The sequence below is a fragment of the Nocardioidaceae bacterium SCSIO 66511 genome (assembly GCA_023100825.1).
Lineage (GTDB): Bacteria > Actinomycetota > Actinomycetes > Propionibacteriales > Nocardioidaceae > Solicola.
This window is the reverse complement of sequence record CP095846.1, coordinates 1,405,001-1,431,741: the sequence shown is the minus strand read 5'-3', so window position 1 is coordinate 1,431,741 and position 26,741 is coordinate 1,405,001. Positions and strand designations below refer to the sequence as shown.

The following is a 26,741-nucleotide window of genomic DNA, read 5'->3' as shown; positions in this document are numbered from 1 at the left end:
GTTGGCACTACTCCATCGCGATCAATGCGCGATGGATGGCGTCAGCCAACCGATCAGCATCATCGGCATCGAACGCCAACGGAGGCTTGATCTTCAGCACATTGTCGTCCGGGCCGTCCGTCGAGATGAGAATCCGTTCGGCGCGCAGGCGGGTGACGATATGACGCGCAACATCGCTTGCCGGTGTCCGCGTCGCTCGATCGGCCACGATCTCCACGCCGATAAACAGCCCGAGGCCACGAACGTCTCCGATCGCCTCGTGAGTCTCACCGAGTTCGCGAAGCCGAGAGAGCAGGTGATCTCCCACCTTCTCGGCATGCTCAGGGAGTTCTTCGTCGCGCAGTACGTCGAGCACCGCGAGTCCGGCCGCGCACGCGACCGGGCTGCCCCCGAAGGTGTTGAAGTACTCCATCCCGTTGTCGAACTCCGCGGCGATCTCTCGCGTTGTGATCACTGCTCCGAGCGGATAGCTGTTGCCGATCGGCTTTCCGAGCGTCAGTATGTCCGGCGTCGCACCCATGGCGCGAAACGCCCAAAACTCCTGACCTACACGGCCGAATCCGACCTGGACCTCGTCTGCAATGACAAGAGCGCCGTGATCGCGTGCTCGTGCATACGCACCGGGGAGATAGCCCTCGGGTGGATGGATCTGCCCAGCCGTTCCCATGAGGGCTTCGGAAATGAACGCTCCAGCCGCGAATCCGTCGCGCTCACCACGCCGAAGAGCGTCGTCGACCTCTTGCGTGTACGACTCGACCGCTCCCTCATCACGATGTGGCCCGCGATAGGCGTCCGGTGCAGGCGCCACCTGAACGTGGCGAGGTCGACCCTGGCCGCCTCGCCCATCGAACTTGTAGGGACTGATATCAACCAGCGAGGTCGTGTTGCCATGGTAGGCGCCGGACAACGCGACGACGCCGCGTCGCCCGGTTGCGGCACGCATGAGGCGTAGTGCGAGCTCGTTCGCCTCACTGCCGGAGTTGACGAAGTAGCAGACTTCCAGCGGATCAGGGACGAGTGCGCAGAGCCGCTCGGCGTACTCCGCAAGCTGGTCGTAGAGCAGTCGGGAGTTGGTGTTCAAGGTGGCGAACTGACGAGCAACGGCGTCTGCCACCCGCGGGTGGCAGTGGCCGACATGCGGCACGTTGTTCATGCAGTCCAGGTACGCGGCGCCCGAGTCGTCATAGAGGTATTGCCCGGCTGCACGGACGACGTGGATCGGGTCGTCGCTGTACAACACAGAAAGGCCGGGTGCGATGTGTTCGCGTCGCCGTCGCAGGATGTCGTTCACGATGTCGGCCATGGTGCCCCACCTTCCCAGCGTTCCAACAATGTCCAAGCCGCTTCCTCGGAGACCCTCAAGTAGGGATCGTCGACGTCGCGGGACTGGTAGGCCGAGATCGCAACGCTCGTCGCGAGCCGAGCGCGGATGAGGTGGGGTACGGCGGTCAGCTCGACATCGGTCGCTGCAAATTCGGCTTCGTACGCTGCGATGATGCGCTCGGCGACCGTCGTCGGGTCGTCGCGGTCGAGCATCGCATACGCGCACGCAACTGCCAGGTCGTGAATTCGAACGCTGTGCAGGGCGTCTCCAAAGTCGATGAGTCCGGTGATGTCGCCACGCTCATCGACCAGCACATTGTGGTCGTTCGCATCGTTGTGCACCACCGTGCGCGGCAGATGGTCCAGCACGGGAAGAACGCGACGCTGCAAGTGTGTGAGTTCTCGATCAAGGAGCGCACCGCGCGTGCTGTCACGCACGTACGGTCGATAGTGCGCGATGACATTGTCGGCACGCTGCACGTCCCATTGCATCGAACGACGAGCGCCCGGGTGGTCGAAGCCGTCCAGTGCCAAACTGACTCGGCCGATGAGCCGACCGAGCTGCACGAAGGTCTCGTCCGTCGGCTCCGAGTACGCCATCGGCGAGCCAGGGAGCAGCCCGATGAGCCAGACCGGGTGATCGCCGCAGCAAACCGTGCTGCTGCCGCCCGTCGGAACGACATCGGGCACGGGCAGCCCACGATCGAGCAGCCGCATCATCATTTCCTGTTGGAGGTCGACAGCCGATCGCGGATCAAGGCCATTCGCGACCTTCAGAACGTATCGGTCCACACCGCCGACCGCGACCGCGAAGTTCAGATCCCGTTCTGAGCTGAGTGGTCGAACCTGCGCCACGAGTCCCCAGTGCTCAGAGAGCAGACGCTCTGCCCGCGCGGGCGTCATGTCCGGTCGGCCCGCGAGCAGGCTGCGTGCGTTGCTCATCCGATCGCCTGCAGCCCGTATCTGCCCGCCGACGCGAGGTACCCTGCCGCGAGCGTGGTGGTGGTCAGGTCCACCACTTCCTCATCGGGCAGAAAGCCGGGGCTGTGCAGCTGGCCAGCCGCCGCGCCGACGCCGACGAACGCCATCAGCGACGGAACGTGCGCGCTGTAGAAGGCAAAGTCGTCGGCGCCGCAGGACCGGATCTCAATGCTGGTATCGATACCGCTGCGATCGAGATGCTCACGTGTACGCGCCGCCAGCTCGTGGTCGTTGACCAACACCGGTTCGCCACCGGTGATCTCCACCTGTGCTGTACATCCACCGGCTATGGCTACCGCAGCTGCGATCTCGCGGATTCGGCGCAGGACGAGTGTGCGATGGTCAGCACTCATCGCCCGGACGATGCCCGATGCGCGGGCCTCGTCCGGTCGTACATTGGCCGACGAGCCGGCGTGCACCTCGCCGACACTGACGACTGCAGGTGCCATCGGATCCGACTCACGAGAGACCACTTGCTGCACCATGGTGACGAAGTGACTGAGGGCGAGCACAGGGTCCGCGCCGAGGTGCGGATAGGCGCCATGACCGCCCTCACCGCTGATCACGACCTGAAACTCGTCCGACGACGCATTCACGGAACCCCCGCTACACGCCACCTGGCCGCGTTCGAGTAGCGGCTGCACGTGTGCACCAATCATCGTCACTACCTGTTGGCGATCGAGTTGCCCAGACTCGATGATGTCGAGGGCGCCCGAAGGCATCGTTTCCTCGCGCGGCTGCAGGGCAAGCACCAGTGGGACGGGAAGCTCGAGTGTGTGCACGGCGTGACATAGTGCGGCGGCCGCTGCCAGATGAACGTCGTGACCGCAGGCGTGCATATTCCCGGATGTCGATGCCCATGCGACGTCGGTCTGCTCCTGCACCGGCAGCGCGTCGAGCTCGGCGCGTACGCCGACCGCGGGCCCCGGTGGTCCGAAGCGCAGGATCATTCCGTGATCGGCGACCGGGACAACGGCAGTTGGTTCGGGCAGATGCGACACGACGGCGTCGCGAGTGCGAGCCTCGTGACCGGACAGGTCGGGAACGGCGTGCAGCAGCCGACGTAACGCGCGAGCCTTCGAGGCACCAGAGTCAAGGCTCGCCCAGAGATTCGCGCTCATGCGGTTTCCTCGAGGCGGTAGACCCGCTGGGCATTCTCATGGGCAATCAGCCGAACCACCCGGGCGGCGTCGGCGGCACTCCACTCTCCGGCTTCGAGGAACGATGCCAACGACGCAACCATGCCCGATCGCCACAGCGTCGCACCGAGATAGTGCAACTCGGGCATGCCCCACGCATCTGTCGAGAACAAGACCTTCGAGAAGGGCGCGAGCTCCAGCGACTCAGCAACGACGGCCCGCGACCGTGCACCGGTGTAGTTCACGCCGAGTCCGACATCCATGTAGACGTTCGGAAACATCTGTGCCAAGTAGCCGGCATTGCGGTGAAACGGATACGTGTGCAGAAGCATGATCGGGACACCGGTCGAGTCGACTCGCTTGAGGAAGCCGGTCAAGCGGAGCGGGTCGCACCGCTGCAGGTCGAGGTCCGGATCTCCGTAGCCGACGTGGAACTGCAATGGCAGCCCGCGTTCTACACCGGCCCAGATCAGCGCCCGAAGGAGCACCGGGTCGGTGACGCGCGGCTCGCCATCACCTATTTCGGCGAGCCAGCGCCCGGCTGCATCGACGATCTCGCGATGCGTCGGGGGTGCAGAGTCGAAGTCGAGTCCGTATCGGTACGCGACGATCGTCTTGAGTCCGACGGCGTCACGCGTGCGTTCGTCGAGCAGGGCGGCGAACGCTGCCGGGAACTCGGCGGCACCGACGCCCGAGGCAGCAAGCTGCTCGGCGAGGGGTTCCAGCCGCACCACCTCATCGACTCGTGCACGACTGGAGGTCGCCATGCCGTGGACACCATGGATCTGGTCGCCGCGGAACCCGGTCTCCAGCAGGTAATGGGCTATTCCGCTCTGCTGCAGAAATCGGCCGTTGACCTCATCGTTGCCCAACTCGTCACGTCGGGCGAGGTATGCCTCGGCGCTGGCGTGCGGTTCGAGGTCGAGTACGGGCGCGCACCAGCGGCGGACGGCAAAGCCGACTTGTGAGTCGAACGTAGTGGTTGCGGGTGGCCCGGCCTGGTCGGACTCGGTGAGCATGAGCTCGAAATCGGCACGACGCGGCGCGGCTGCCCACGCACCGTGAACGTGGTGATCAACCAGCGGCGCCGCCGCGACGTCGGCTCGAATTCGGTCAATAGACACGCGTTCCCCATTCGCACAGATCCGGAACCTCGAGCTTCGCCACCTCGTCCAGGTCGGCACGCTTGACGGCTTCGTACGTCGACAACAGCAGGGGGTCGAACCAGCCACGGGCGACGTCATCGGCTCTCAACTCGTCTAGGGCCTCGCCGAGGCTCGACGGGAGGCCTCCCGCCCGCGCTCGGACGCCGTCGCCTTCTTCGAGGGCGACCTCGGCGGGGTCGTACCCGGCGCGTACACCGTGGAGTCCTGCACGCAGGATCGCGCCGAGCGCGAACCACGGGTTCGCAGTGGCGTCGGCGGCTCGGAACTCGAGGTTGTACTGCCGTGCCACCTCTTCCTCGGTGCCAGAGGTGGGACAGATACGCAGCATTGCCTCGCGGTCACGGTCGGCAATAAACGGTGCCGAAGCGCTCCAATTGCCAGGTGCGAGGCGAAGGTACGAAACGGGACTCGCTGCGGTGAGCGCGCAAAGCGCCCGCGCATGGCGGATGACACCAGCCGCGAACGAGCCGCCGACCCGGGAGAGTCCACCCGGGCGCGCCGGGTCGTACAGCAATGGGGTGCCGTCGGTGTCGTAGACGGACAGGTGCACGTGAACGCCGTTGCCGATGCCATCAGCGCTGACGACCGGCGTGAAGGTGGCGGGATGCCCGACTTCATTCGCAAGGTCGCGGACGAGTTCACGCAGCAGAATCGCCCGATCGGCAGCGGCCAGCGCGTGCGCCGGGCGCAAGGTCAGCTCGAATTGACCAGGCCCGTACTCGGGCAGCCAGGTCTCCGGTTCGAGCCCAGCCCGCTCGACCAGTGCGACGAGCTCGCTGCCGAAGGGTTCGACCCGTCGGAAGCGATCGAGCGAGAACGGCTGTGAGTCCGGCTGCCCGGAGAGGGTGAACTCGTGCTCAAACGACGCCCGAATAGTGAGTCCCTCGGCCGCGAGGTCGTCAACGACTTCACTGAGGAAGCCTCGCGGACAACACGTCCACGGTGATCCGTCGAGCTCGGTCTGGTTGGCTAGGACGATATCGACGCCAGGCTTGTCTCGCCGCGCCTCGATCGTGCATCGCGTGGTCGGGTCGGGTAGCAGGCGGAGGTCCCCGGTCGAACCGAACTCGTTATCGGTGAGGTGGCCCGACGCGGAGATCGCGAGGTTGGCGGGTACCCAGCCGGTGCCGGTACGAAGGGTCTCCTCTGCCCTGGTCGCGGGCACTGATCTGCCACGCACGTGCGCCGAGAGGTCGCAGGTTGCGACGAACAGGTTGTGACTCACCGCGTTTCCTCCTTCTCCTGCGTCGCGGTGGCAGGAGCTGATGCCGACACGGCGCTCAGGTCGCTACCAGTGTGGGTTAGCTCCTTCGACAAGCGTGCACCGATGCGTTGGGCAAGGCCAGGAGCTAGCCATGCGATCGCCAGCCCGAGCAGGCACCATCCGGCGGCGACGTACGGGAAGATGTTGTACGGGGCGGGCTGGCCGACCGACTGCTTGTAGATGACGAAGCCGAGATAGCAGATGGCCATCGCGGGGATGACGATCTCCCACTTCGGGATGCTCGCACGTCCGCGCAGTGTGAACACGATGACCCCGGCTGCCGCAACGACGTAAACGATGAGCAGACAGAGTACGCCGAGCGTTGCAGTCCAGAAGTAGACGTCGCTTGCGGATTCGTCTCGTACGAAGAGCACCACGCAGATCGTGAACGTCACGACCACGATGAAGGAAACAGCAGGCGTCGGCGCTCCCGTGCTCGGGCTCGTCTTCGCGAGGGCCTTCGGGCCGAACCCGTCGCGCGCCAGAGCGAAGATCAGCCGACTACCAGCAGTTGTTGAGCCCAGCGCCGAGGCGATGGACGAAACCAAGGCGGTGAAGGCGATGATGAGTCCAAAGCCGACCCCGAGGTATTGCTTGCCGAGGGCAACGAGAGAGGAATCCGTCTCGGAGAACGCGCGGATGCCGGCCGGGTCGGTTCCGAACCCGATGGTCTGCGCGAACATGACGAACACGTACAAGACACCGGTGATGACCAGCGCTCCCACGAGGGCACTCGGGATGTTTCGCCGCGGGTTGTCTGTCTCCTCACCGAGTGACGCGCACGCCTCGAAGCCCGCCCAGGACAGGAAGGCGAACACGGTGGCGGCCATGACCGTGGTCATGGAGTTCTCGCCGAGGGTGAAGGTCGACAGGTCGAACTCTTGGGTACCGGGAGCATTGCCCGAGCCGACTCGCGCCACGATCACGAAAGCGAGTACGAGCATCGCGGCGATGCCTACGACCTCGATGACGAAGAGCGTGCGCGCGGTGACGCGAGAGTCTCGCGTACATAGGACGGCGACGATCACGGCCGTCATGGCCGCGACGATGAGCCACGAGACGGTGGTGTCCACGTTGAGCTGGCTCAGGAATGCATCGACGAACACCCCCGTCGCAGCAAGCGTGCTGGCAGCGAACATGGTGTACGTCGCGACCAGCGCGAACCCGCCGAAGAAGCCCGCACGGGGGCCGATTGTCGCTCCTGCGAGGGCGTACACAGAGCCTGCGTGGTTGAAGTAGCGGGTGAGCCTTACGAATCCGTACGCAACGAGCGCGACGCCCAAGAACCCGAGCGCGAACACGAGCGGCACCGACGGTCCGGCAAGCCCGGCCACTCCGACGCCGTTCAGCGCCATGGCGATCGTCGGCCCCATCAGGGCGACAGACAGCGCCAGGGCCTCCCACAACTTGAGCTTGTGCTTGGTGGCGAGTTGGGACATGGCGTACTCCTGGCGGCATCGTACGGACGTAGCGCCAATGAAAGCCAAGTTTCATATCATTCGTCAAGAGGCAATCTGAAGAAAACTTTTCAGATTGCCATCATCGCCGCGGACTCCTGGTCGATCGAACGCATCCGCTCGTACGCTTCTTCGCCGCCCTTAGCGAGAACGCCCGACGCGATCGTCTCGATCAATGCGGCGACCGGCACCAGGCTGTCGAACGGAGTCTGGTTATCGGTATCGAGCGGAAGGATCACATCGGCGAACTCCGAGATCGGCGACAGCCACTGGTCGGTCATGAGTACGACGGTGGCGTGATGCTCGTGTGCCTTGCGGCAGAAGTCGACGACACTGCGCTGATAACGTCGGAGGTCCAATGCGACGACAACATCTCGTCGCCCGATGTCGGCGAGCGCGACGGCAGCGCTGCGGGTCGCGATGTCCAGAACATCGGTGTTGGGTCGAAGTAGTTGAAGGTGTTGGTCGAGCAACGTTGCGAGCACTCCGGAGAACCGCCCACCGACAGCGTGAACACGTCGCCTTCTGTCGGTGAGAAGTTCGACTGCGGCATCGAACTCGCTCGGCCCGATCCCGTTGAACGCCCGCGCCAGGAGCGCCGATCCCGAGGTCGCTGAATCGAGCAGCATCTTTCCTGCGGGAGTCTCAGCCGTGAACTGCGGCGGAGCCATCATCGGCCCGGCACGGCGTGCATCCATCTCCTCACGCAGCGCCTGCTGGAAGTCGCGATAGCTCGCAAAGCCGAGGCGCGCGATGTAGCGAGTCACCGTAGGACCACTCGCTCCGGCACGAGATGCGAGCTGGACAGCAGGCTCGAGGCCGGCGGCGGGATAGTGACTGAGGATCGCGCGCGCCACTTTGCGCTCCGCGGCAGACAGGTCTCCCATCGTCCTGCGGATGTCCTCGGCAATGTACTGGCTGCGCGAGCCATCTCCATCGCCGGAATCGGTACCCAAAGCGATCTCCCGTCGTCGCGCGGCACTGGCCGACCACCTGCGATCATGGCATACACGGCGCTCGTCCCCGTTAGCTTGGATCGCGGACCGTCAGAACCCGGCGCTGATCACATGGGCAACCGTGCCGGTCCAGCGGCGACCGGCTACTGCCGGCGCGCCTGTTCCAATGCCCGGATGAGCGTACGAGCGTCGTGTGGGCCTCGGTGCCGGTGGTCTGCGACGAAGAAGGTGGGAGTTCCGCGTGCTCCGCTGGCGCCGGCGCTGTCGATGGAGCGTTGTACCTGGGCCACGACGTCTTCGTCGTCGAGGTCGATGACGAACTGCTCGATATCGAGTCCCAGCTCGTCGGCGTAGGCGATCAGGGCGGGCGTTTCGAGCGCGTCCTGATGGGCGAACAGGAGGTCGTGCATCTCCCAGAACCTGCCTTGCCGCCCGGCGGCCTCCGCGGCGATCGCGGCGTTCCAGGCGTGTGGATGTACGTCCTCCATGGGCAGATGGCGTACGACGTACCTGAGCTCGGGACCGAAATGAGCGTGCAGGTCTCGCCACATGCCCGTGGCCCGAGCGCAGAACGGGCATTCGAAGTCCAGGTACTCCACGAGCGTCAACGGGGCTCCGGGCTCGCCGCGGATGTGGTCCTCGAGATCGACGGGTGGGTCGAGCACGGTCGGCAGGTCGGCGGTCGTCTCGCCCCATCTCTGTGCCGCGATCCGGAAGATCAGCCAACCGAGCGCGGTCGCTGCCACCATCGCCAGTAGCACCCCGACGGTGGCCTCCCGTCCGAGAGCCGAGGTGCTGTCGAACGCCAACCCCACAATGAGCAGCGACACCGTGAAGCCGATCCCCGACAGCGCCGCGCCGCCCAGCACACTCCCCCGGCCGACACCCTCGGGCAGTTGTCCCATGCTCAGCCGCACGGCGGCGAACGTCGCGACGGAGATGCCGAGAAGCTTGCCGATGACGAGTCCGAGTACGACGCCCCAGGTGATCTGCGAGCCGAGGGCATCGCCGAGCAGTCCACCGCGCAGATCGACACCGGCGTTGGCGAGCGCGAAGACCGGGATGATCACCAACGCGGATGCCCCGCGCAGCGACTCCTGCAGCCGCTCATTGACCGAGATGGAGCGCGCCAACCCACGACGTACCGACCGCTCCGCACCTGCCTGGGGCGACTGCCAGTAGTCGCGGAACAAGCTCTTTGCCGCCTCTACCTTGTGCCGCTGAGTGGCATACGCCGGCACGAGCAGGCCGGCCGCCATACCCGCCAGCGAAGGGTGTACCCCCGCCTCGACCGTTGCGTACCAGAGGACGATCACCACCAGGACGTACGGCGCGCTGCGCCACTGTCGAGTACGCGCCAACAGCGCGAGTAGCCCGATGCAACCGAGCGCAACCAAGAGCGGCGCAACCTGCAGATCCTCGCTGTAGACCACACCGATGATGGAGACTGCGAGGAAGTCGTCGACGACGGTCATGGTCAATAGGAAGACCCGGAGCTGACTCGACATCGCCGGGCCCACGATCGCCAGCGCCCCGAGCAGGAAGGCAGTATCCGTGCCCACGACAACACCCCAACCGCGCGCCGCCTCGCCCCCGCCGACCACAGCGAGGTAGATCAGCGCGGGCACGACCACTCCGGCCGCACCGGCGACAAGAGGGACTCGCGCGCGGCTTCGATCGCGCAGCGAGCCCACCGCCAGCTCCTGACGCACCTCCAAGCCGATCAGGAAGAAGAAGACCACCATCAGCCCGTCGTTGACCCAGTGGTGCAGGTCCATATCGAGACCGAGGCTGGCGACCTGGAAACTCGCCGAGGTGTGCCACAGGTCGGTGTACGCGTCCGACCACGGGGAGTTCGCCCACAGCAGCGCGAAGACCGCGACGATCACGAGCAGCAGCGCGCTGCCGGACTCGGTACGCAGCCGGTCGAGCAGACCGTTCAGGGAGGCGAGCTTGGCCTCGACATGCGGCCGCGACTGCGATGCGCGGGTCATGGACGCAACTTACCGTCGCAGCGCAGCCGCCGCGCGGTTGTCTGAAGCGTGGACGGCACGGCGTTCCGTCGCAGACACGGCCTGCGCTCCGCGCTGATAATGTCCCGCACACAACAGAAGGGGCCGCAATGCTCAGAGGTGTCACAGTCGCCCTGGTGGCGGCATCAGCGTTCTCACTCACGGCTACGTCGGCGCATGCGGTCGACTCGATCCCGCGTGCCGACGACCTGGCCTCGGCGAGCACGCTGCGAGCTTGGCACGTCACCGGTCATTGGAAGGGCATCCGTGACAACACGCTGGGGTTTCAGATGCGTGCACACCTGCGGATCACCCGCACTGCGGCAGGCAAACTGCGCGGCACCGGTGTATACCGCTCAAAGTCCGACGGCTCGGTGCTCTGCCGTACGAAACTGCACTTCATCAAGCGTACGAAGGCCGACTGGCGGGTCTTCCGCGAGCGCGCCTGGATCGACAGCGGCAACTGCGGTAACGGACGCACTCGCATCCACAAGTGGCCGAAGAACCGGTTGAAGGCGTACTGGTTCGACGGCAGCGGCATCCGCGAAGAGGGCACGCTGCACCGGCCGTGACCCCGTGCGCCGCCTACGCCTGGCGCTACGAGCAAATCAACGTTCGTCCCCGTTACCGTGAATCACAGCCCGTTGGTGCCGGTCGGCGAGTTTTGCAATGTTGAGCTCGGCGACGTCGGCGAGCGCGATACCGAAATGGTCAGCGATCACGGCGACGTACCACAGCACGTCGCCGAGTTCCTTCGAGAGATCGTCCGGGTCCCACTCTGCAAAGTCGCTGCCCTTGTCGCGCACGATCTTCTTGGCCTTCTCGGCGATCTCGCCCGTTTCCCCCACCAGGCCGAGCAGCAGGTGGAAGAGCTCGTTCTGCTTGTCGGCCGGCGCGGCCGTACGGAGGGCGGCCAGCTGGTAGCCGTTCATGTCCATGAGCGGACTATAGACAGCCGCGGTCGAGCAATCGGGCGATCCAGTCGTCAAGCCGGGTGCGCAGCACCTCTGCAGTGATCTCCGGCCTGCCGATCCCCCTGTAGTTGGGCGCCCACGTCTCTACGACGGCTTCGGCCTGCGCGCCTGCTTGGATGTCCCACTCCAGTACATCGTGGATCCGCACGCCGGCAGCCCGCTCGTACGTACTCAGGAAGACGTCGGCCGCAGCCGGCGAGCCGAGCAGTACGAGGTCCTGCCGACACCAGGCAACGTCGATTCCGCGCGCCCCGTGACGTGCACCCGACCAGTCGACGACGCCGGTCAGAGCAGCACCGTCCCAGAGCGCGTTGCCGCACCAGAAGTCGAAGTGAGTCAACACCAGGTCGTCGCGCGCGAGCCGCTCCCATTGCGCTCGAGCCGCCTGCGCGGCCGGCCCGGCGCCGCGAGGCGGCTCGGTCGGCGCGAAGCGCAGTCCGCTGCCGTCGAGTCGATGGATTCGGGCGAGCGCGGCTGCCATCTCCTGTGCCATGCCCGTCGTAGAGAGTGCCGACGGCGGGTGTCCTCCGTCGACTTTGCTGGTGACGATGATCGGTCCGATCTGCGAGTGCTCGTCGTACGCGACGAGGCGTGGCGCGAGATCTCCGAGCGGGCGAAGCCGGGCGAGAACGCGAACCTCCTCGGCAACCGCGCCGTCGCCCTCGGGGAACAGGCGCACCACGTACTCGGTGCCTTCGTCACACCGCGCGAGAAGAGTCAGCGCGTGCTCGCCACCACCGAGCCGCCCGATGAGCCCCAGGCGTCGGCCCGCCACACCGCTCGCGGCCGCCACCAGCCGGTCGCGGCGATCTACCTCCATTGGGCGAGCCTCGCATATCTGCCCAATAACCTGACTGCACAGCAAGCAAAAAGGTGCCGACGACCACATCTCACCACGCCTGGGCGCAAGGCCAAGTCGACTGCCTAGCGACGTACGGCGTCGGTGCTCGCGTCGGCCCGGATTACGACCTCGGCTGCCTTGGCTTGGATCAGATGGCGCACGATGAGCGCGGAACGAGACGGCTGCGCGTCCTTGCGTTGGACCAGGCACAGCTCGACCGGACGGGCGTCCACCAACGGGATCCACGCGAGGTCTTCGATATCGACGGAGGTCTCGATCTGAGCAAGCACGCCCAGCCCAGCGCCGCGCGCGACCATCACCTTGACCGTGCGCGCCGACATGGCCTGCACGACGACATCGGGGTCGACGACGTTGCCGTGCAACATCTCCCACAGAACCGTTCCCGACCGCATGGTGACGACCGGCCAGGCTGCGAGGTCGGCCCACCGCAGGTGGTCGCGTTTTGCGAGCGGATGGTCGAGCCGTACGTGCACTCCGACACCGGCCGAGAGGATCGGCATGCGCAGCAGCCCAGCCGCAGCCGGCGTCAGCGGCATCGTGATCACGCCGAAGTCCAGGTCGCCGGCGAGGACGGCGGACTCGATGTCGACCGACGCACCTTCCCGGACGGTGAACCGCAGGCCGGGGTGGTGTTCGAGCAGATCGCCGACGACCGGCGCGACGATGGTCTCAGCCGTTACTGACACGGCGCCGATCTGCACCTGCCCGTGGTACGCGCCGGCCGACTCCATCGCCGTACCCCGAACCGAGTCTTCCGCGGCCACCAACCTGGCGAAGGGTTCCAGCAATGCCTGGCCGGCCGGAGTCGGCCGTACGCCGCGGCGGCTGCGGGTGAGCAGGACGACGTCCAACTCCTCTTCGAGCAAGGAGATCTGCTGGCCGATCGTCGGCTGGCTGACCCCGCACTGGGCGGCTGCTGCCCGCAATGAGCCGACCTCGACGGCGGCCAGGAAGTACCGCGCTCGCTCGACTCGCATCGGCTCACCATAAAGCAAAAGGCTTTCACCCTTGAGACCGAAACCGGTCTTCCCGAGGGCGCGATGCACCGGCATCGTAACGACGACGCCCCAGCGAGCCACCGGCTCGACCGTTACGTGAAAGGAAGCTGCGTGTCCCCTGGCCCCTTGAACGGTGTGCGAGTCCTGGACGTATCGACGATCCTGGCCGGTCCCCTCGCTTCGTCGCTGCTTGCCGAGTTCGGCGCCGAGGTGATCAAGGTCGAGCACCCGCGCGACGGTGATCCGGCGCGGCGATACCCACCGCTCCACGACGGCGAGTCCGCCAGTTGGTCGATGTTGGGCCGTAGCAAGCAGAGCGTCACGATCGACCTGCACCATCCCGAAGCTGCCGACCTCCTCGGCCGCCTCGCCGCCGCCGTCGACATCGTCGTCACGAACTTCCGCCCAGGCACGCTGCGGAGGTTCCGGATCGACTTCGACGATCTCCGGGCGTACCGCTCGGATCTGGTCATGGTGCACGTGAGCGCATTCGGCCGCACCGGGCCGTATGCCGACCGGCCGGGGTTCGCGCGCGTAGCCGAGGCGTACGCCGGGCTGACGCATCGGACCGGAGATCCGGACCGTGCCCCGACATTCGCCGGTTACCCGGTCGCCGACGGCGTCACGGGGATCTACGCCGCCTTCGCAGCGATGCTCGCGCTGCGACAGCGCGACCTCACCGGCGAACCCCAGCTGGCCGACATCCCGCTGTACGAACCGCTGCTTCGGATGATGGAGGACTTCATCGTCGACTTCAGCGTGACAGGCGAGAACGCGACCCGGCAGGGAAACCAGAATCCGCACATCAGCCCGAACAACCTCTACCTGACGCGCGACCAACGTTGGCTGGCCATGCCGTCATCGACCGACCAGATGTGGCGACGACTGGTCGAGGTCATGGATGCTGCGGACCTCGCGGTGTACGACACGATGACCGCGCGGCTGGAGCATCGCGACGAGATCGAGAAGCGCGTGGCTGACTTCGTCGGCTCGCACGACCTCGATCCGTTGATGGAGCGGCTACTCGAGGCCGGTGTCGCCGCCGGCCCGGTGAACTCAGCCGCCGACATCTGCGACGACCCGCACATCCGCGCTCGCGGGTCGGTCGTGGAGACGCCCCACGACGGCTCCGGCAACCGCCGTCTCGTACAGGCCCCGGCCGGACGGTTCTCGGGCTTCGAGCCGACGATCGGCACGCACGCCCCAGCGCTCGGCGAGAACACCGACCAGGTACTGCGCGAGCTGATCGATCTCGACGACTCGGAGATCGACGAACTGCGCCACCGTGGCGTGCTCTGAGTGGAAGGAACGCACTTGTGACCCTTGCAGACGCATCCATCATCGTTCTGGTCGCGCTGTTCGTGGCGACCTTGCTACCGGCGTTCGATCTCGGACTCGCTGCCTTGGCCGCGGCCTTTCTGGTCGGCGCGTGGGCCGGCGTTTCGGCCGACGAGGTCACGGCATTCTTCCCGGCCGACTTCTTCGTGCTCATCGTCGGTGTCACGGCGATGTTCGGTGCCGCCCAGCTCAACGGCACCCTCGACTGGATCCTGGACCTGCTCCTACGACTCGTCCGCGGGCGACTCGTTCTTGTCGTCCTGGTTCCGTTCGTCATCGGCGCCGTGCTGACGGCTGTCGGTACGCTGCCCGCAGCCGCGACCGCGATCGTCTCCCCCATCGCGCTTGGCCTCGCTGCGCGTTATCGGATCTCGCCGTTCGTCGCGGCTGTGCTCGGAATCTCCGGCATCATCGGCGGCCTGCTCTCGCCACTGGCCGTCTACGGCATCAGTGCCCGTGAGATGAGCGAGAACCAGGGAATCGCGCTGCCGGGATCGGCCCCGATCAGCTTCCTGGCCGGAGGACTGATCGCCGGGCTGGCCGTCTGCGCCGGAGTCCTGCTGATCGCGACTCGCAATGGAGCCGTGCCGAAGGGCCGGGTCGACGTGTCGGCGCAGCAGAGCCGTCCGGGCGGTTCGACCGGGTCGGCGGAGACGCTCTCACCGTCGGACGCAGGCACCGGTGGTCAGACGAGCTTGCTGGTCGAAACCGCCCCGACGACCGGCGGCGCAGGTGCTCGGGTCCTCACCGGGGGATGCCTCGCGGCAGTCGTCATCCTCTCCGTCGGGTTCGACCTGAACGTCGGCTACCTCGGTGTGACCTCCGCGGTGATCCAGCAACTCGTGCTCCGGCTGGAGTCCGGCGCCATTGTCGCCAAGATCCCGTGGAACGTGGTCCTGCTCATCGGCGGTCTCCTCACGTACGTGGGGTTGATGGAGGAGATCGGAGCGTTCGAACGGATCAGCGACCTGCTCTACGTCGAGGGCTCGCCCGTGCTGAGCCTGCTGCTGTTGTGCTACGTGGCCGGCGTGACGTCGTTCGCCGCCAGCTCCATCGCGGTCTTCGTCACCGTGTTGCCGCTCCTGCCACCGCTCGTTGCGGAGGGTGTTTCGCCGGTCGGTGGCGTACTCGCACTCGCCCTCTCCTCCGTACTCGTCGACCTGAACCCGCTCGGCATCACCGGCGGGCTCATCCTCGGCGCGGCGGAGCCGTCGGCTCGGCAGCGGCTCTTCCGTCAACTGCTGACGTACGGGCTCGTATCGATCGTGGTCGCACCGTTCGTTGCCTGGGCGGCCTTCGGCTGGTGGTGACGCGTTCTAGTACGCACGACCGGCAACCGCCAGATCAGCGGATGCCGAAGCCAGCACGGCCAGCGGGCGCGATTTCCTCGACGTCAACGTGCTCGACGACGGCGTGCTTTGGCCCGTGTCTCGACCAGGCGACCATTGCGTCGACGGCGCCGCGCGTACCTTCGAACTCAGCCGTCACGGTCCCATCCGGCTCGTTTCGTACGTAGCCCGTCACGCCGCGGCGCACCGCCTCTCGACGGCAGGTGTCGCGGAGGAACACGCCCTGTACGCGGCCGTGCACGACGACCCGCCGGGCGATAGTCGACTCGTCGCCGATGAGCTACGCCTCCTGCGCGCTGGCGATGTTCACCAACCAGCTGACGCCGAACCGGTCGGTGCACACACCGAACGAGTCGCCCCACGGTGCGGTCTCGAGCGGCATCGTGACGGTGCCGCCGTCGACCAGCTTGTCCCAGTAGCCGCGCAGCTCTGCCGCGTCGGCATAGTCGCCGCTCAGCGAGATCGAGTAGTTGTTGCCCGCCTCGTACGGCATCTCCGCAGGCAAGTCGGACGCCATCAGCGTGAAGCCGCTCGGAGTCGTCAGCTGAGAGTGCATGACGTGGTCCTGCTCGGCGGGATCATTGCTGGCCTGGAACTCGCCGTACGTACTGCGGTTGAGGTCTCCTCCGAACACCGACTGGTAGAAGTCCATCGCGGCCCGAGCCTCGGTGCGGAAGTTGAGATAGGGATTGAGTAGTGCGGTCATCGGATCTCCTTCATCCAATGCCATCGTCGCACCAACTCCACCCCCGCGGGCAGCATCGCACCGCCTGGTCATGCGGAACCACGGTCAGGTCAGCGGACGGCGCCATCGAAGCGCGCGAACTCGCTCGGAGCTGATCAGCACCTGAGTCGGGACGGCGATCGGCTCGTCGGCCACGAGCGCCTCCGAAGCCACTCGCGATAGTCGACGTGGTCGGGTGCATCCTCACGATGTGTACGGACCAAGAGATTGACGTCAAGAAGCCTCATCGACGTCCATCAAGTCATAGAGCCCGGCGGTGTCAGCGAGGTCGACTCCGCGACGAACGCCATTGCCTCGAAACGTCGGCAACTCAACTGGCACGTGTGCGGGCGTTTCATGATGGGCGAGCATCTCACGGAGAGCATCCTCGACGACGGCGCTCAGACTGCGTCGTGAATGTGCGGCCAAAGCCTTCGCCTGGGTCAGCAGCTCGTCGTCGACTCTGATCGTGGTTCGCATACATTTTGACGCTACTCCTGTGACCTCAGAATGTCATGGCCCGGAGTTGCCGACTCCGCTGGGCAGCCGCGGCGGTGACCAGCCGTTACAGCCACCCGCGTCGCCGGAACGCCGCGAACAACCCGCCACAGGTCAGCGCCATCAAGACGATTGCCATCGGATAGCCGAACCGCCAATGCGTCTCGGGCATGACGTCGAAGTTCATGCCGTACACCGTGCCGATCAGGGTCGGTGCGAACAGAATGGCCGCCCACGCAGAGATCCGCTTGACCTCCTCGTTCTGCTCCTGGCCGGCCTCGGTCAGGGCCTTCATCTCTTCGTTCTGCTGCTGGGCGACCAGGGTTGCGTTGACCGTGAGAATGTCGCGTAGCAGCTGGCGGAACTCGTCGACCCGCTCGATCACGACCTCGACGTGGTCTCGTACGTCGCGCAGGTACCGCTGCAGCTCGTCGTCGACCTGGTAGCGGGTGAACCCGGCGTTCAGCCGGCCGAGGATGTCGCGCAATGGATGGGTCGCCCGCTGGAACTCGATCACCTCGCGCGAGAGCTCATAGATGCGCCGCGACACCTTCGGGTCTCCGCCGAAGACCTCGGTCTCGATCTCGTCGATGTCGTTCTCCAGCCCGGAGACGACGGGCGAGTATCCGTCGACCACCTTGTCGACGATGGCGTACAGAACGGCCTCCGGGCCGCGTACGAGCAGATCCGGGTTGCTCTCCATCCGCCGCCGCACCGCTCCCAGATCGGGCGCCTCACTGTGCCGGACGGTCACCACGAAGTTCGGGCCGATGAAGCAGTGCAGCTCACCGAACTCGACCTCCTCGGTCGCGTCGACGTACCGCGCCGCCCGAAGTACGACGAACAACGTCTTGTCGTAACGCTCCAGCTTCGGCCGCTGATGCGCGACGATCGCATCCTCACGCGCCAGGTCGTGCAGGTCGAACTGGTCGGCAACGGCCGCGAGCTGTCGCTCGTCCGGCCGGTAGAGGCCGATCCAGGCGAAGGTGCTCGGGTCGTCGTCAGTGAGCTCCGCGAACGTCTCGGCAAGCGTCGACGGCGACGCGACCCGGTCGCCGTCGCGGTAGAGGGCGGCGTCGATGACGCTCTCCTCCACCGAGCTCGGCTGGGATTGCTCTGGTCGGGCGGCTTCTCGGTCGAGCACGGACGTGCTGGTGCTCGACGAGCGGCGCGGGAACGGAAACAGGCTCGCGAAACGGCGGTCGGACATGGCTGACTCCTCGCAGGTACGGCAAGGCTGCCGCGGAGTCAGTACGAAAGTCAGGACTCGACGCGGCTCGGGCGATGGGAGCTGAGTCTTCGACTAGGGGGCTCGCTGCGCATGAGCGATCACCTCCTGAATCCGGGCACACGATCTGTGCCGTCGCCATCATATCCGAGGCGCCATACGGCGTCGGTGAGACATACGCGAGACGGACGCACATGCGCGCGAGCCGCTCGGCGATGGCACAGATTTCCCGCTCGCTGTCGAATGGATCCAGTGGCCGAACCCACCAAGGAGAACCATGGACGCCATTCGTACCGCCGCATTGATCCTCGCCACCTTGTCGACCGGGCTGACCGCGGGCGTGTTCGGGCTGTACGCCCATACCGTCATGCCGGGGCTCGCATCGACCGACGACCGTACCTTCGTCGGAGCCTTCCAGGCGATGGACCGCGCGATCCTGAACCCGATGTTCCTGGGCTTCGGCTTCATGGGCTCGCTGATCTTCTCCGGTGCAGCCGCGGGTACGCAGATCGGGCAAGACGCTCTGCCGTGGACGGTCGGAGCACTCGCGCTCTACCTCGTTGCCTTCGTCGTCACCTTCGTGGTGAACCTGCCTCTGAACGACGCACTCAAGGCCGCCGGAGACCCCGACCAGATCACGAGTCTCGCTTCGGTGCGCCGCGACTTCGACGAGGCGCGCTGGCGCAGGTGGAACAATGTTCGCGCCTGGACCTCCACGCTGGCATTCGCCCTACTGTGCTGGGCCCTGGTCGTACACGGTCAGAGCATTTGAGCTCAGTCGTCGAGCTGCAGCCACTTGTCGACGTCGGCGGCGGACCAGCCTGATGCGAACAAGAGGTCGGCCGCAAGCGAACGGATCTGGGCAACGACGGCGGATGCGTTGAGCGTGCCCGATCCGGACAGAGCCTCCGTCGCCGCCAGCGCGGCCGCAACGAGCTCGTCCTTCGCCTCGTCGAAGCGCTCGTAGTCCTGCAGATCGCCGCCGAAGATGCGCACAGCCGACGCCAGCGAGTTGACCGCTTCGTCCATGCCCTCGGGTGCGTCCTCGCCGTGGCGCAGCATCGACGTCACCCGCCGCGCGAGTACGCGCGCATCTCGTACGGCGTTGTCGATGTCGTGCACGGTGCTGGTGTACAGACGTACGTGCTCTCGTTGGCTCCAACGCAGCGGAGCGATGCGCGCAACCTCCAATGCCGAGGAGCTCGTACTGCCGAGGCCCTCGACCGTCGGCTGCAGTGCGCGCGTCTCCTGCAGCGCCGTCCACGCGACGCCGGCATCACCCAATCGCATCGCCTCGGCGACCTGATCGAGGATCGACGCCAGTCCGCGGAGAATCGACTGGATCTCGCGGTCGAGGTCGCGCAGCGGGTTCGTGGGTACGATCGCGGTCATCACGAGGCCGACCGCGCCGCCGACCAGGGCATCGAGGAACCGCGCCACCGCGGGATCACCCGTGCCTGAGACGGGCAGGACCGCGGCGATCAGAATCGCCGACGTGGCCGACTGCATCAAAGCCATGCCCTTCAGCCCGAGCAGTGACGCCGCGGCGACGGCGAGCGCCACAACGACGGCGATCTGCCACGAACCGCGGCCGATCATCGTGATCAGGACCTCGCCCGCGAGGATGCCGACCGACACCCCGAGGACCAGCTCGACGACGACGCTGCGACGCTGACCGATGCCCGCCGCAATCGTCAATGCGGCGGCCACCGGTGCGAAGAACGGTTGTACGTGCCCGACGACCTCCGTAGCGATGAGCCAGGCAAGAGAAGTACCCAGCGCGAGCCGCACGATCATCGGCACCCGACGGCGCAGGAGGTCCCACCGCTCGCCCATCGCAAGGGGGCGTACGAGCTGACGGTCGTCGGCCCGGTCGGTCAGCCTCGCCATCCAGGCGGACAACGGACCGTCACGTTGCGGCATCGTCGGCGCTACTCGCTAGAGATAGAGGCCGGTCTGGCCGTCCTCGATACGTTCGGCCGCAACCGCATGCAGGTCGCGTTCGCGAAGCAGGATGTAGTCGTCGCCGCGTACCTCCACCTCGGCGCGATCCTCCGGGTCGAACAGGACGCGGTCGCCGGGCTGGACGGAGCGTACGTTCGGGCCGGTCGCCTCGACTCGTGCCCACGACAGCCTCCGGCCCATCGAAGCGGTTGCGGGGATCACGATGCCGGCTGACGACCGTCTCTCGCCGGAGTCGCCGTCGACCGACACCAGGAGTCGGTCGTGGAGCATCCTGATCGGAAGCTTGTCACTCATGGTGTCGCCTGTGGTAGTCAGCCGACTGCCTTGCGGATCACGATGATGAGCCCTGCGAACCCGACGATGCCGCCGACTACGGGGAGAATCGTGTCGAACCGCGGCGAACCGCTCTCGTCGATGAACTGAGACTTGATGCTCTCGAGATTGCGGCGCGCGATGTTCTTCGGGCTCGTCCGGTCGATCAGCGCGTCGACGGTGTGCGCGAGTCGCTCGCGGGTCTCCTCGATATCGGCGACGAGCTGGTCGGGGGACGCCGCGTCCGCCTTGCTTGCCACGATGGGTCTCCTCGGTCGATCGGGCATCATATGCGTACGTACTGCCCGCCACACGTTACCCGTACGCGAGGATGGGCGTCGTCTCACCCGTACGTCCCGAGGGGAAATGTCATGCCGGACTCACCGAACCGACGTCTCGCACCTGGCGACCAGGCGCCCGACTTCACCCTGCCCGACGACACCGGCGAGCAGGTTTCGCTGGCGTCGCTGCGCGGCGGCAAGGTGATCGTGTACTTCTACCCGGCAGCCATGACCCCGGGGTGCACGAAGCAGGCATGCGACTTCACCGACTCGCTTGACTCGCTGCAGGCACATGGCTACACGGTGCTCGGCATCTCCCCCGACGCACCGGACAAGCTGGCGAAGTTCCGCGAGCGCGACGGGCTGACGATCAGGCTGCTGTCCGACCCGGACAAGACGGTGCTCACGGCGTACGGCGCCTTCGGTGAGAAGAAGCTGTACGGCAAGGTCGTCGAAGGGGTCATCCGCTCGACGTTCGTCGTCGGCGAGGCCGGCGAGATCGAGCTCGCGCAGTACAACGTACGCGCAACCGGCCACGTCGCGAAGCTGAAGCGAGACCTGGGGCTGGCGTAGCGCAGAGTTCGGACGCTTTCGTACGACGCGAACGCCGGCCGGTGGTACGAAGGCGTACGAACTCGCTCATCTAGACTGCAGAATGCGCCGAAGTGGTGGAATTGGCAGACACGCAGGATTTAGGTTCCTGTGCCTTCGGGTGTGAGGGTTCGAGTCCCTCCTTCGGCACCTACAGACGAGTGGGTCCTGCGCGCAGACCTCGGCAGCAGCCAGCAGACCGCCGCGATCGCCCACAACCCCAGTGCCACGATCAGGCTCCAGGCGGAATCGGGCGCCCAGATCCGTAGGGCGCGAAGGTCGTAGCCGATGAGTCCCGGTAGCAGCCACAGCACCGCGACGAAGACCAGCGCCAGCACTGCCGCGATGACCCGTCGACGACGTCGCACGGGTCGCCAGAAGGAGACCACTGCGAGCCCGAGCCCGCACAGTGCGATACCGCTCAGCAGCCACGGCATCGCGCTGAGCATCGGATCGCCACCGGACGGCGTTCTGCTCTCGCCGTTGACGATCCGCCAGACATCCTCGGCGCCGGAGGCGAGCGACGGTGCCGCCGCCTCGCTGTAGACGTTCGTCAGGATCACGACGGCCGACTGCCGCCCGGGCACCAGCAGCACGTGCACGAAGAACCCCGGCGTCGCACCGGTGTGATGCACGATCCGCTCGCCATCCTCCTCCGTCACGGACCAGCCGAGCCCGTAATGGTCGTTGCTCGACTCGACCCGCGGCCGCTGTATCTCAGCACGAATTCCAGATGGGATTCCGTCACCGCGAAGCTGCGCGGTCGCGTACGTCTCGAAGTCGGTAAGCGTAGTGACGACGCTTGCGTACGGGGTGCCGGACTCGTCGAACGGCGGGTCGTAGCCGACTGCTTGTCCCCACCAGAGCCGGTGGCCGGGAGGAAGCTCGGTCGAGGCTTCGGCGATTGCCGAGGACGCGTTCATCCCCAGCGGTTCCAGCAGTTCCGACTCGAGCACCTGCGCGTACGGGTGGCCGGTGACGGACTCGACGATGGCGCCGAGCACCAGGAAGTCGGCAGAGGTGTACGCGTACTCGCCGACCGTGCCCGAGTGCTCGAGCGATTCAACGGCACGCCGGATCGCCCCGGGCTCGTTGTCGTACCGGTCAGCGGCCGCGATGCCGTCGGCTCCGGTGAACCCGGCCGTGTGCGTCAGCAGCTGCTCGATCGTCGGATCGCCTTCCGAAAGGAAGTCGATGTGATCGCTCACGTGGTCGCTCAGGGCGAGCTTTCCCTTGCGTTCCAGCTGCATCACGATCGTTGCGGTCATCGTCTTCGCGACCGAGCCGATCAGGAACGGCGTGTCCTCATCGACCTCGTCGCCGTCTCCGTCGACGCCACGCGCGTACTCGTGCTCGATTCCCTTGGGACCGATGACCGCCGCCGCGACACCCGGGATGTCGTTCTGGTCGGCGTATGCGTCCAGATAGTCGTCGACGTCGTCGAATCTCCCCTCCTCGGCTGCTTGTGCAGGCATCACCGACAGAGCAACGAGCGCGGCGACCAGTATCGCCAGCACGGGTACCTGCCTCATTCCAAACCCCCCAAAACCGTACGGCCATATCGTTTTCGATGAACAGTATGGTCATATGGTTATGAATCGGACAACCCGGTAGGCTCACGACATGGTGAGAACCGCCGATCACGCAGCGCGCCGTACGCAGATCGTCAGCGCGGTGAAGCAGCTGACGCTCGAGGTCGGCCTGAGCCACGTCACCATCGCCGGCGTCGCGCAGACGGCCGACATCTCGGTCGGCCTCGTGCAGCACTACTACTCGTCGAAGGAGGAGCTACTGCTCGATACGTACCGCACGGTCAACGACGACGTGCTGGCTCGGGTGGATGGGGCGGTCGTACGTGCCGAGCGCCGACACGAGCGGATCGAGCAGATGCTTCTCGCCGCCCTCGAGCAGTTCCTGCCCATCACCAAGAAGCGCCGGAACGAGGTGCGGCTCGTCCGCGCTTTCGCCGGAGCAGCGCTGGAGAACTCCGCGTTGCAGCCGGGATACCGCGCGGCACTCGCCGAACATCAGACCCGTACCGAACAGGCACTCGAGAACGGCAAGCTGTGCGGCGAGGTCGACCCGTCGACCGAGTCCGCGGCCGAGGCGTACGCGCTGCTCGCCCTGGCCGACGGGCTCGCCGGCAGTCTGCTGGTCCGGCAGAGCCGCACACAGCAGTCCTGGGCTCGTGCCGCCCTCGCCCGGGAGGCGGCCCGACTGTTTCCGGGCGAGTGCCGCCGGCACGCCGCCTGACGGTCACGTGAGGAGGTCGCGTCGGCGGATGAGGTACGCGCGCTCGGACGCGTTGTCGGTGCGTTCGACCGCTGCGTCGTATGCGAGACGTGCATCATCGCTGCGTCCCAGCCGCCCCAGCAGATCCGCCCGAACAGCATGGAAGACGTGGTAGCCGCCGAGGTCGAGTTCATCGACCAGCTCGAGTGCCGGCTGCGGTCCCGACTCCTCGGCGACCGCTACCGCCCGATTGAGCGCAACGACGGGGCTCGGGTCGAACACCGCGAGCTGGTCGTACAGCTGTCGGATCTGCCACCAGTCGGTGTCGGCGACCGACGCAGCGTCCGCGTGCACCGCATTGATCGCCGCCTGGATCTGGTACGGGCCCGGGCGGTTCGCCCGGATGCAGTCGCGTACGAGTGCCTGCCCCTCGGCGATCTGGGCATCGACCCAGCGAGACCTGTCCTGGTCGGCCAGCGCGACGAACGACCCGTCGGCGCTCGTACGCGCGTCTCGCCGGGAGTCGAGCAGCAACATCAGGGCGAGCAGGCCGACTGCCTCCGGCTCATCAGGCATCAGCTCGACCAGCTGGCGCCCGAGACGAATCCCCTCCGCACACAGCTCGGTACGAATCAGCTCCTCGCCGCTGCTCGCGGTGTGCCCTTCGTTGAAGACGAGGTACACGACCGCGAGCACGGCGCGCAGACGATCCGGCAGATCTGCGTCGCGCGGGACCCGGTACGGGATGCCCGCAGCCCGGATCTTCCGCTTCGCACGTACGATCCGCTGCGCGATGGTCGCCTCGGGCACCAGAAACGCACGCGCGATCTCGGGTGTCGCGAGCCCGCCGAGCAGCCGCAGCGTCAGCGCAACGCGCGCCTCCAGGCGCAGCGCCGGATGACAGCAGGTGAAGATCAGCCGCAAGCGCTCGTCATGCACGGCGCCCTCCTCCGGCGGCTCCTCCGGCTCGGCATGCAGCAGCGCGACCTGCGCGTACTTCTCGTCGCGGGCGGCCTCGCGACGCAGCCGGTCGATCCCGCGATTGCGCGCCGTCGTGATGATCCAGCCCGCAGGGCTCGGCGGAACCCCCGCCTCGGGCCACTTCCGTGCCGCGATGGCGAACGCATCCTGCACTGCCTCCTCGGCGATGTCGAGATCGCCGAAGTAGCCCGTCAGGACGGAGACGGCGCGTCCGTACTCCTCGCGGAAGATCCGGTCGATGCCATCGACAGACAACCGGTCAGCCGCCCGCTATCGGACGTACCTCGATCGGCAGGGTCGTCGCCGCCGACATGCGGCGAGCACACTCCATCGCGGCATCCAGATCGGCGGCGCGTACGACGGTGAACCCGCCCACGTGCTCCTTGCCCTCGACGTACGGCCCGTCGGTGACGAGCGCATCGCCCTCGCGGTCGCGGACGACTGTCGCGGTGTCTGGTGGGTGCAGTCCGAGGTCGAAGACCCAAGTGCCGTCGGCCTCGAGCTCCTCCTTCAGCGCGGTCAGCTCGGCCATCATCGGCTCCAGCGTCTCCGGCGGCGGAGGCGGGCCGTCGGGCTGGTAGATGCTGAGCAGGTACTGCTTCATTTCGGGCTCCATCGTCGAGTCCGCTCGATCGTACGGCGCTGTCATCACGTCGGATTCGTCGACGTTCAGGTTGGTCATCAGAGTGCCTCTCGTGTGATGGGCTCGGCCGTGTTGCCGACTCCTCACCACCTACACGAACGACATCGACCCAAATCGACAACCCGTTGCGAAGAATTTTCCCGTCCGGGAACACCGCCCAGATCTGATCGTCACCCTTGGCGGGGCTCACCGCGGTAGGGACCGAACGACCAGAGGTTGCCCTCGGGGTCGGCGATCGAGAACTCCCGGTTGCCGTAGTCCTGATCGGCGATCTCGCGGGTGATGCGAGCTCCGGCGCTCTTGACCTTCTCGTACAGCTCATCGACGCGGTCGGTCACGACGTACGCGCCGAACGTGCCCGGCTCGCGCGACCACTCGCCCTCGGGCTTGTACGAGCCCATCATGATGCCGCCGCCCTCGGGCCAGTCGAGCTGTGCGTGCGCGACCGTGTCGCCGTCCTCGTACACGGCGGTCTTCTCGAAGCCGACCACCTCGACGAGGAAGTCGATCAGCGCATGCGCATCTCGCGCCTGTAGGGCGGGCCAAACCGTTGCTGCTGGTGTCTGATCACTCATGATCGCAATTCTGCCGCCTGATGATGCCCGCCGGCTTGGACGTTTTCGAACTCTTCGGCCAACCAGTCGCTCGGGCTGCAGCCCATGAACGACCGGAACTCACGGGTCAGATGTGCGTGGTCGTAGTAGCCCGTACGGTGAGCGACGTCGGCCAGCTGCACTCTGCCCGCCGCTGCACTTTCCTGGATCGCGTAGCGGGCGAAATGAAAGCGAATGAGCCGGTTGGCGGCTTTCGGGGTCATTCCGAGCTCGGCGTGAAACAGCTTTGTGAGCTGACGTCCACTGAGATATACGTACTGCGACAGGTCGTCCATCCGCCCGCGACCGCAGTGCTCGATCATCCACCGCCATGCGGCCAAAACCTCCGTACGCGGCGCGGCGAAGGACGGAGCCGCGCTCACCCGGTCGACGAGGTACGCGCTGAGCGCATCGAACCGAGCCGACCAGTCGGGCTCGTTGCCGATGCGTTCACGCAATTGCAGCAACCCATCGCCGACCACCGACGCAGCGTCGTTTGCGATATCGCTCAGCTCGGCGGCCGGTACGCCGAGGATCGCACGTGCGCGCATCGGGTTGATCGCGAGCTGGACACCGGCCTGGCGGTCAGGCTGGAAGAGGTACGCCGCATGCAGATGCAGACCCCCGAGAATGTTGTCGTACGCCTGCGCGGTGCCGTCTCGATCAGCGCCTGCGTGAGTGCCTGCGACGATCGGGGTGTCGAGGTTGACGATGAAGGTCAACGACGGCGATGGAACCCCACGATGCAGCGAAGGCGTCTGGGCGGTCGCGCGGTAGCCCACCATCGAGTCGGCGATGCCGGTCATCGGGCCGGTCACCGGCGCGTCGACGAACTCGAGCACGGGTTCCATGCCTGCGAGTATGCGTCAACGCG

At 66.3% G+C, this 26,741-nt stretch carries 30 protein-coding genes and 1 tRNA gene; 9 read left to right on the top strand and 22 right to left on the bottom strand.

Going from position 1 to position 26,741, the window contains the following annotated elements:
- Positions 1-7: 7 nt before the first annotated feature.
- From MU582_06685 to nhaA, 8 genes are all read right to left on the bottom strand, one after another.
- Entirely contained in the window at positions 8-1,303 is a 1,296-nt protein-coding gene (locus MU582_06685) for an aminotransferase class III-fold pyridoxal phosphate-dependent enzyme (GenBank protein ID UPK76323.1), read from the bottom strand.
- Entirely contained in the window at positions 1,288-2,265 is a 978-nt protein-coding gene (locus MU582_06680) for a phosphotransferase (protein ID UPK76322.1), read from the bottom strand. Before MU582_06680 ends, MU582_06685 begins: the two co-directional genes overlap by 16 nt.
- Positions 2,262-3,425 carry a M20 family metallopeptidase gene (locus MU582_06675; GenBank protein UPK76321.1) on the bottom strand — a complete coding sequence of 388 codons (1,164 nt, stop codon included), beginning with the start codon at positions 3,423-3,425 and terminating at the stop codon, positions 2,262-2,264. Before MU582_06675 ends, MU582_06680 begins: the two co-directional genes overlap by 4 nt.
- Positions 3,422-4,567, bottom strand: a complete 1,146-nt coding sequence (locus tag MU582_06670; protein ID UPK76320.1) for an amidohydrolase family protein — start codon at positions 4,565-4,567, stop codon at positions 3,422-3,424. Before MU582_06670 ends, MU582_06675 begins: the two co-directional genes overlap by 4 nt.
- Positions 4,557-5,834: a glutamine synthetase family protein gene (locus MU582_06665; protein UPK76319.1), complete on the bottom strand. Its 1,278-nt coding sequence runs from the start codon at positions 5,832-5,834 to the stop codon at positions 4,557-4,559. The genes MU582_06670 and MU582_06665 overlap by 11 nt, the downstream gene beginning before the upstream one ends.
- Positions 5,831-7,312, bottom strand: coding sequence for an APC family permease (locus MU582_06660; GenBank protein UPK76318.1), 1,482 nt, complete (start codon positions 7,310-7,312; stop codon positions 5,831-5,833). The genes MU582_06665 and MU582_06660 overlap by 4 nt, the downstream gene beginning before the upstream one ends.
- 89 nt (positions 7,313-7,401) lie before the next feature.
- Positions 7,402-8,217 (bottom strand): MurR/RpiR family transcriptional regulator, encoded by an 816-nt coding sequence (locus MU582_06655; protein ID UPK76317.1) that lies wholly within the window; start codon positions 8,215-8,217, stop codon positions 7,402-7,404.
- A 212-nt stretch (positions 8,218-8,429) separates the two neighbouring features.
- On the bottom strand, positions 8,430-10,280 hold the full coding sequence (gene nhaA, locus MU582_06650; protein ID UPK76316.1) for a Na+/H+ antiporter NhaA: 1,851 nt from the start codon (positions 10,278-10,280) through the stop codon (positions 8,430-8,432).
- A 128-nt stretch (positions 10,281-10,408) separates the two neighbouring features.
- Between nhaA and MU582_06645 the strand changes: the two genes are divergently transcribed.
- Complete coding sequence (locus MU582_06645; protein ID UPK76315.1) at positions 10,409-10,870, top strand: hypothetical protein; 462 nt, start codon at positions 10,409-10,411, stop codon at positions 10,868-10,870.
- Between the two features lie 36 nt (positions 10,871-10,906).
- Here MU582_06645 and MU582_06640 read toward each other — a convergent pair whose 3' ends face one another.
- The 3 genes from MU582_06640 to MU582_06630 form a co-directional block, all read right to left on the bottom strand.
- Positions 10,907-11,236 carry a nucleoside triphosphate pyrophosphohydrolase family protein gene (locus MU582_06640; protein UPK76314.1) on the bottom strand — a complete coding sequence of 110 codons (330 nt, stop codon included), beginning with the start codon at positions 11,234-11,236 and terminating at the stop codon, positions 10,907-10,909.
- 7 nt (positions 11,237-11,243) lie between these two features.
- Positions 11,244-12,092, bottom strand: coding sequence for a phosphotransferase (locus tag MU582_06635; protein UPK76313.1), 849 nt, complete (start codon positions 12,090-12,092; stop codon positions 11,244-11,246).
- A 104-nt stretch (positions 12,093-12,196) separates the two neighbouring features.
- Positions 12,197-13,111: a LysR family transcriptional regulator gene (locus tag MU582_06630; protein UPK76312.1), complete on the bottom strand. Its 915-nt coding sequence runs from the start codon at positions 13,109-13,111 to the stop codon at positions 12,197-12,199.
- A gap of 132 nt (positions 13,112-13,243) precedes the next feature.
- Between MU582_06630 and MU582_06625 the strand changes: the two genes are divergently transcribed.
- On the top strand, positions 13,244-14,431 hold the full coding sequence (locus MU582_06625; GenBank protein UPK76311.1) for a CoA transferase: 1,188 nt from the start codon (positions 13,244-13,246) through the stop codon (positions 14,429-14,431).
- Between the two features lie 17 nt (positions 14,432-14,448).
- Positions 14,449-15,780, top strand: coding sequence for a hypothetical protein (locus MU582_06620; GenBank protein ID UPK76310.1), 1,332 nt, complete (start codon positions 14,449-14,451; stop codon positions 15,778-15,780).
- Between the two features lie 34 nt (positions 15,781-15,814).
- Here MU582_06620 and MU582_06615 read toward each other — a convergent pair whose 3' ends face one another.
- The 4 genes from MU582_06615 to corA all read right to left on the bottom strand — a co-directional run bounded on the left by MU582_06615 (position 15,815) and on the right by corA (position 18,251).
- Entirely contained in the window at positions 15,815-16,039 is a 225-nt protein-coding gene (locus tag MU582_06615) for an acylphosphatase (GenBank protein ID UPK77121.1), read from the bottom strand.
- 60 nt (positions 16,040-16,099) lie between these two features.
- Positions 16,100-16,525, bottom strand: a complete 426-nt coding sequence (locus MU582_06610) for a VOC family protein (protein ID UPK76309.1) — start codon at positions 16,523-16,525, stop codon at positions 16,100-16,102.
- Between the two features lie 252 nt (positions 16,526-16,777).
- Positions 16,778-17,023: a type II toxin-antitoxin system VapB family antitoxin gene (locus MU582_06605; GenBank protein UPK76308.1), complete on the bottom strand. Its 246-nt coding sequence runs from the start codon at positions 17,021-17,023 to the stop codon at positions 16,778-16,780.
- Between the two features lie 85 nt (positions 17,024-17,108).
- Positions 17,109-18,251, bottom strand: coding sequence for a magnesium/cobalt transporter CorA (corA, locus tag MU582_06600; GenBank protein UPK76307.1), 1,143 nt, complete (start codon positions 18,249-18,251; stop codon positions 17,109-17,111).
- Positions 18,252-18,546: 295 nt separating this feature from the next.
- Here corA and MU582_06595 point away from each other — a divergent pair, with 295 nt between their 5' ends.
- On the top strand, positions 18,547-19,041 hold the full coding sequence (locus MU582_06595) for a DUF1772 domain-containing protein (GenBank protein UPK76306.1): 495 nt from the start codon (positions 18,547-18,549) through the stop codon (positions 19,039-19,041).
- Positions 19,042-19,043: 2 nt separating this feature from the next.
- On the opposite strand, the gene MU582_06590 is transcribed toward MU582_06595, so the two are convergent.
- Genes MU582_06590 through MU582_06580 form a run of 3 tightly spaced genes read right to left on the bottom strand, consistent with a single transcriptional unit; the run spans position 19,044 to position 20,806 of the window.
- Positions 19,044-20,192, bottom strand: a complete 1,149-nt coding sequence (locus MU582_06590) for an FUSC family protein (GenBank protein ID UPK76305.1) — start codon at positions 20,190-20,192, stop codon at positions 19,044-19,046.
- A gap of 15 nt (positions 20,193-20,207) precedes the next feature.
- Entirely contained in the window at positions 20,208-20,528 is a 321-nt protein-coding gene (locus tag MU582_06585) for a co-chaperone GroES (protein ID UPK76304.1), read from the bottom strand.
- A 17-nt stretch (positions 20,529-20,545) separates the two neighbouring features.
- Complete coding sequence (locus MU582_06580) at positions 20,546-20,806, bottom strand: DUF3618 domain-containing protein (protein ID UPK76303.1); 261 nt, start codon at positions 20,804-20,806, stop codon at positions 20,546-20,548.
- Between the two features lie 111 nt (positions 20,807-20,917).
- Between MU582_06580 and bcp the strand changes: the two genes are divergently transcribed.
- The 5 genes from bcp (at position 20,918) to MU582_06555 (ending at position 23,671) form a co-directional block, all read left to right on the top strand.
- Entirely contained in the window at positions 20,918-21,400 is a 483-nt protein-coding gene (gene bcp / locus MU582_06575; GenBank protein UPK76302.1) for a thioredoxin-dependent thiol peroxidase, read from the top strand.
- An 86-nt stretch (positions 21,401-21,486) separates the two neighbouring features.
- Positions 21,487-21,568: transfer RNA gene (locus MU582_06570), tRNA-Leu, on the top strand.
- Positions 21,569-21,706: 138 nt separating this feature from the next.
- Positions 21,707-21,964, top strand: coding sequence for a hypothetical protein (locus tag MU582_06565; protein ID UPK76301.1), 258 nt, complete (start codon positions 21,707-21,709; stop codon positions 21,962-21,964).
- A gap of 323 nt (positions 21,965-22,287) precedes the next feature.
- Positions 22,288-22,992: a hypothetical protein gene (locus tag MU582_06560; protein UPK76300.1), complete on the top strand. Its 705-nt coding sequence runs from the start codon at positions 22,288-22,290 to the stop codon at positions 22,990-22,992.
- A gap of 49 nt (positions 22,993-23,041) precedes the next feature.
- Entirely contained in the window at positions 23,042-23,671 is a 630-nt protein-coding gene (locus tag MU582_06555) for a TetR family transcriptional regulator C-terminal domain-containing protein (protein ID UPK76299.1), read from the top strand.
- Positions 23,672-23,674: 3 nt separating this feature from the next.
- On the opposite strand, the gene MU582_06550 is transcribed toward MU582_06555, so the two are convergent.
- The 4 genes from MU582_06550 to MU582_06535 form a co-directional block, all read right to left on the bottom strand.
- A complete protein-coding gene (locus MU582_06550; protein ID UPK76298.1) occupies positions 23,675-24,886 on the bottom strand; it encodes an RNA polymerase sigma factor in 1,212 nt (403 codons plus the stop codon).
- A 4-nt stretch (positions 24,887-24,890) separates the two neighbouring features.
- Positions 24,891-25,313: a YciI family protein gene (locus MU582_06545; GenBank protein UPK76297.1), complete on the bottom strand. Its 423-nt coding sequence runs from the start codon at positions 25,311-25,313 to the stop codon at positions 24,891-24,893.
- Positions 25,314-25,444: 131 nt separating this feature from the next.
- Positions 25,445-25,849 (bottom strand): VOC family protein, encoded by a 405-nt coding sequence (locus MU582_06540; protein UPK76296.1) that lies wholly within the window; start codon positions 25,847-25,849, stop codon positions 25,445-25,447.
- A complete protein-coding gene (locus MU582_06535; GenBank protein UPK76295.1) occupies positions 25,846-26,718 on the bottom strand; it encodes an AraC family transcriptional regulator in 873 nt (290 codons plus the stop codon). The genes MU582_06540 and MU582_06535 overlap by 4 nt, the downstream gene beginning before the upstream one ends.
- Positions 26,719-26,741 lie beyond the last annotated feature (23 nt).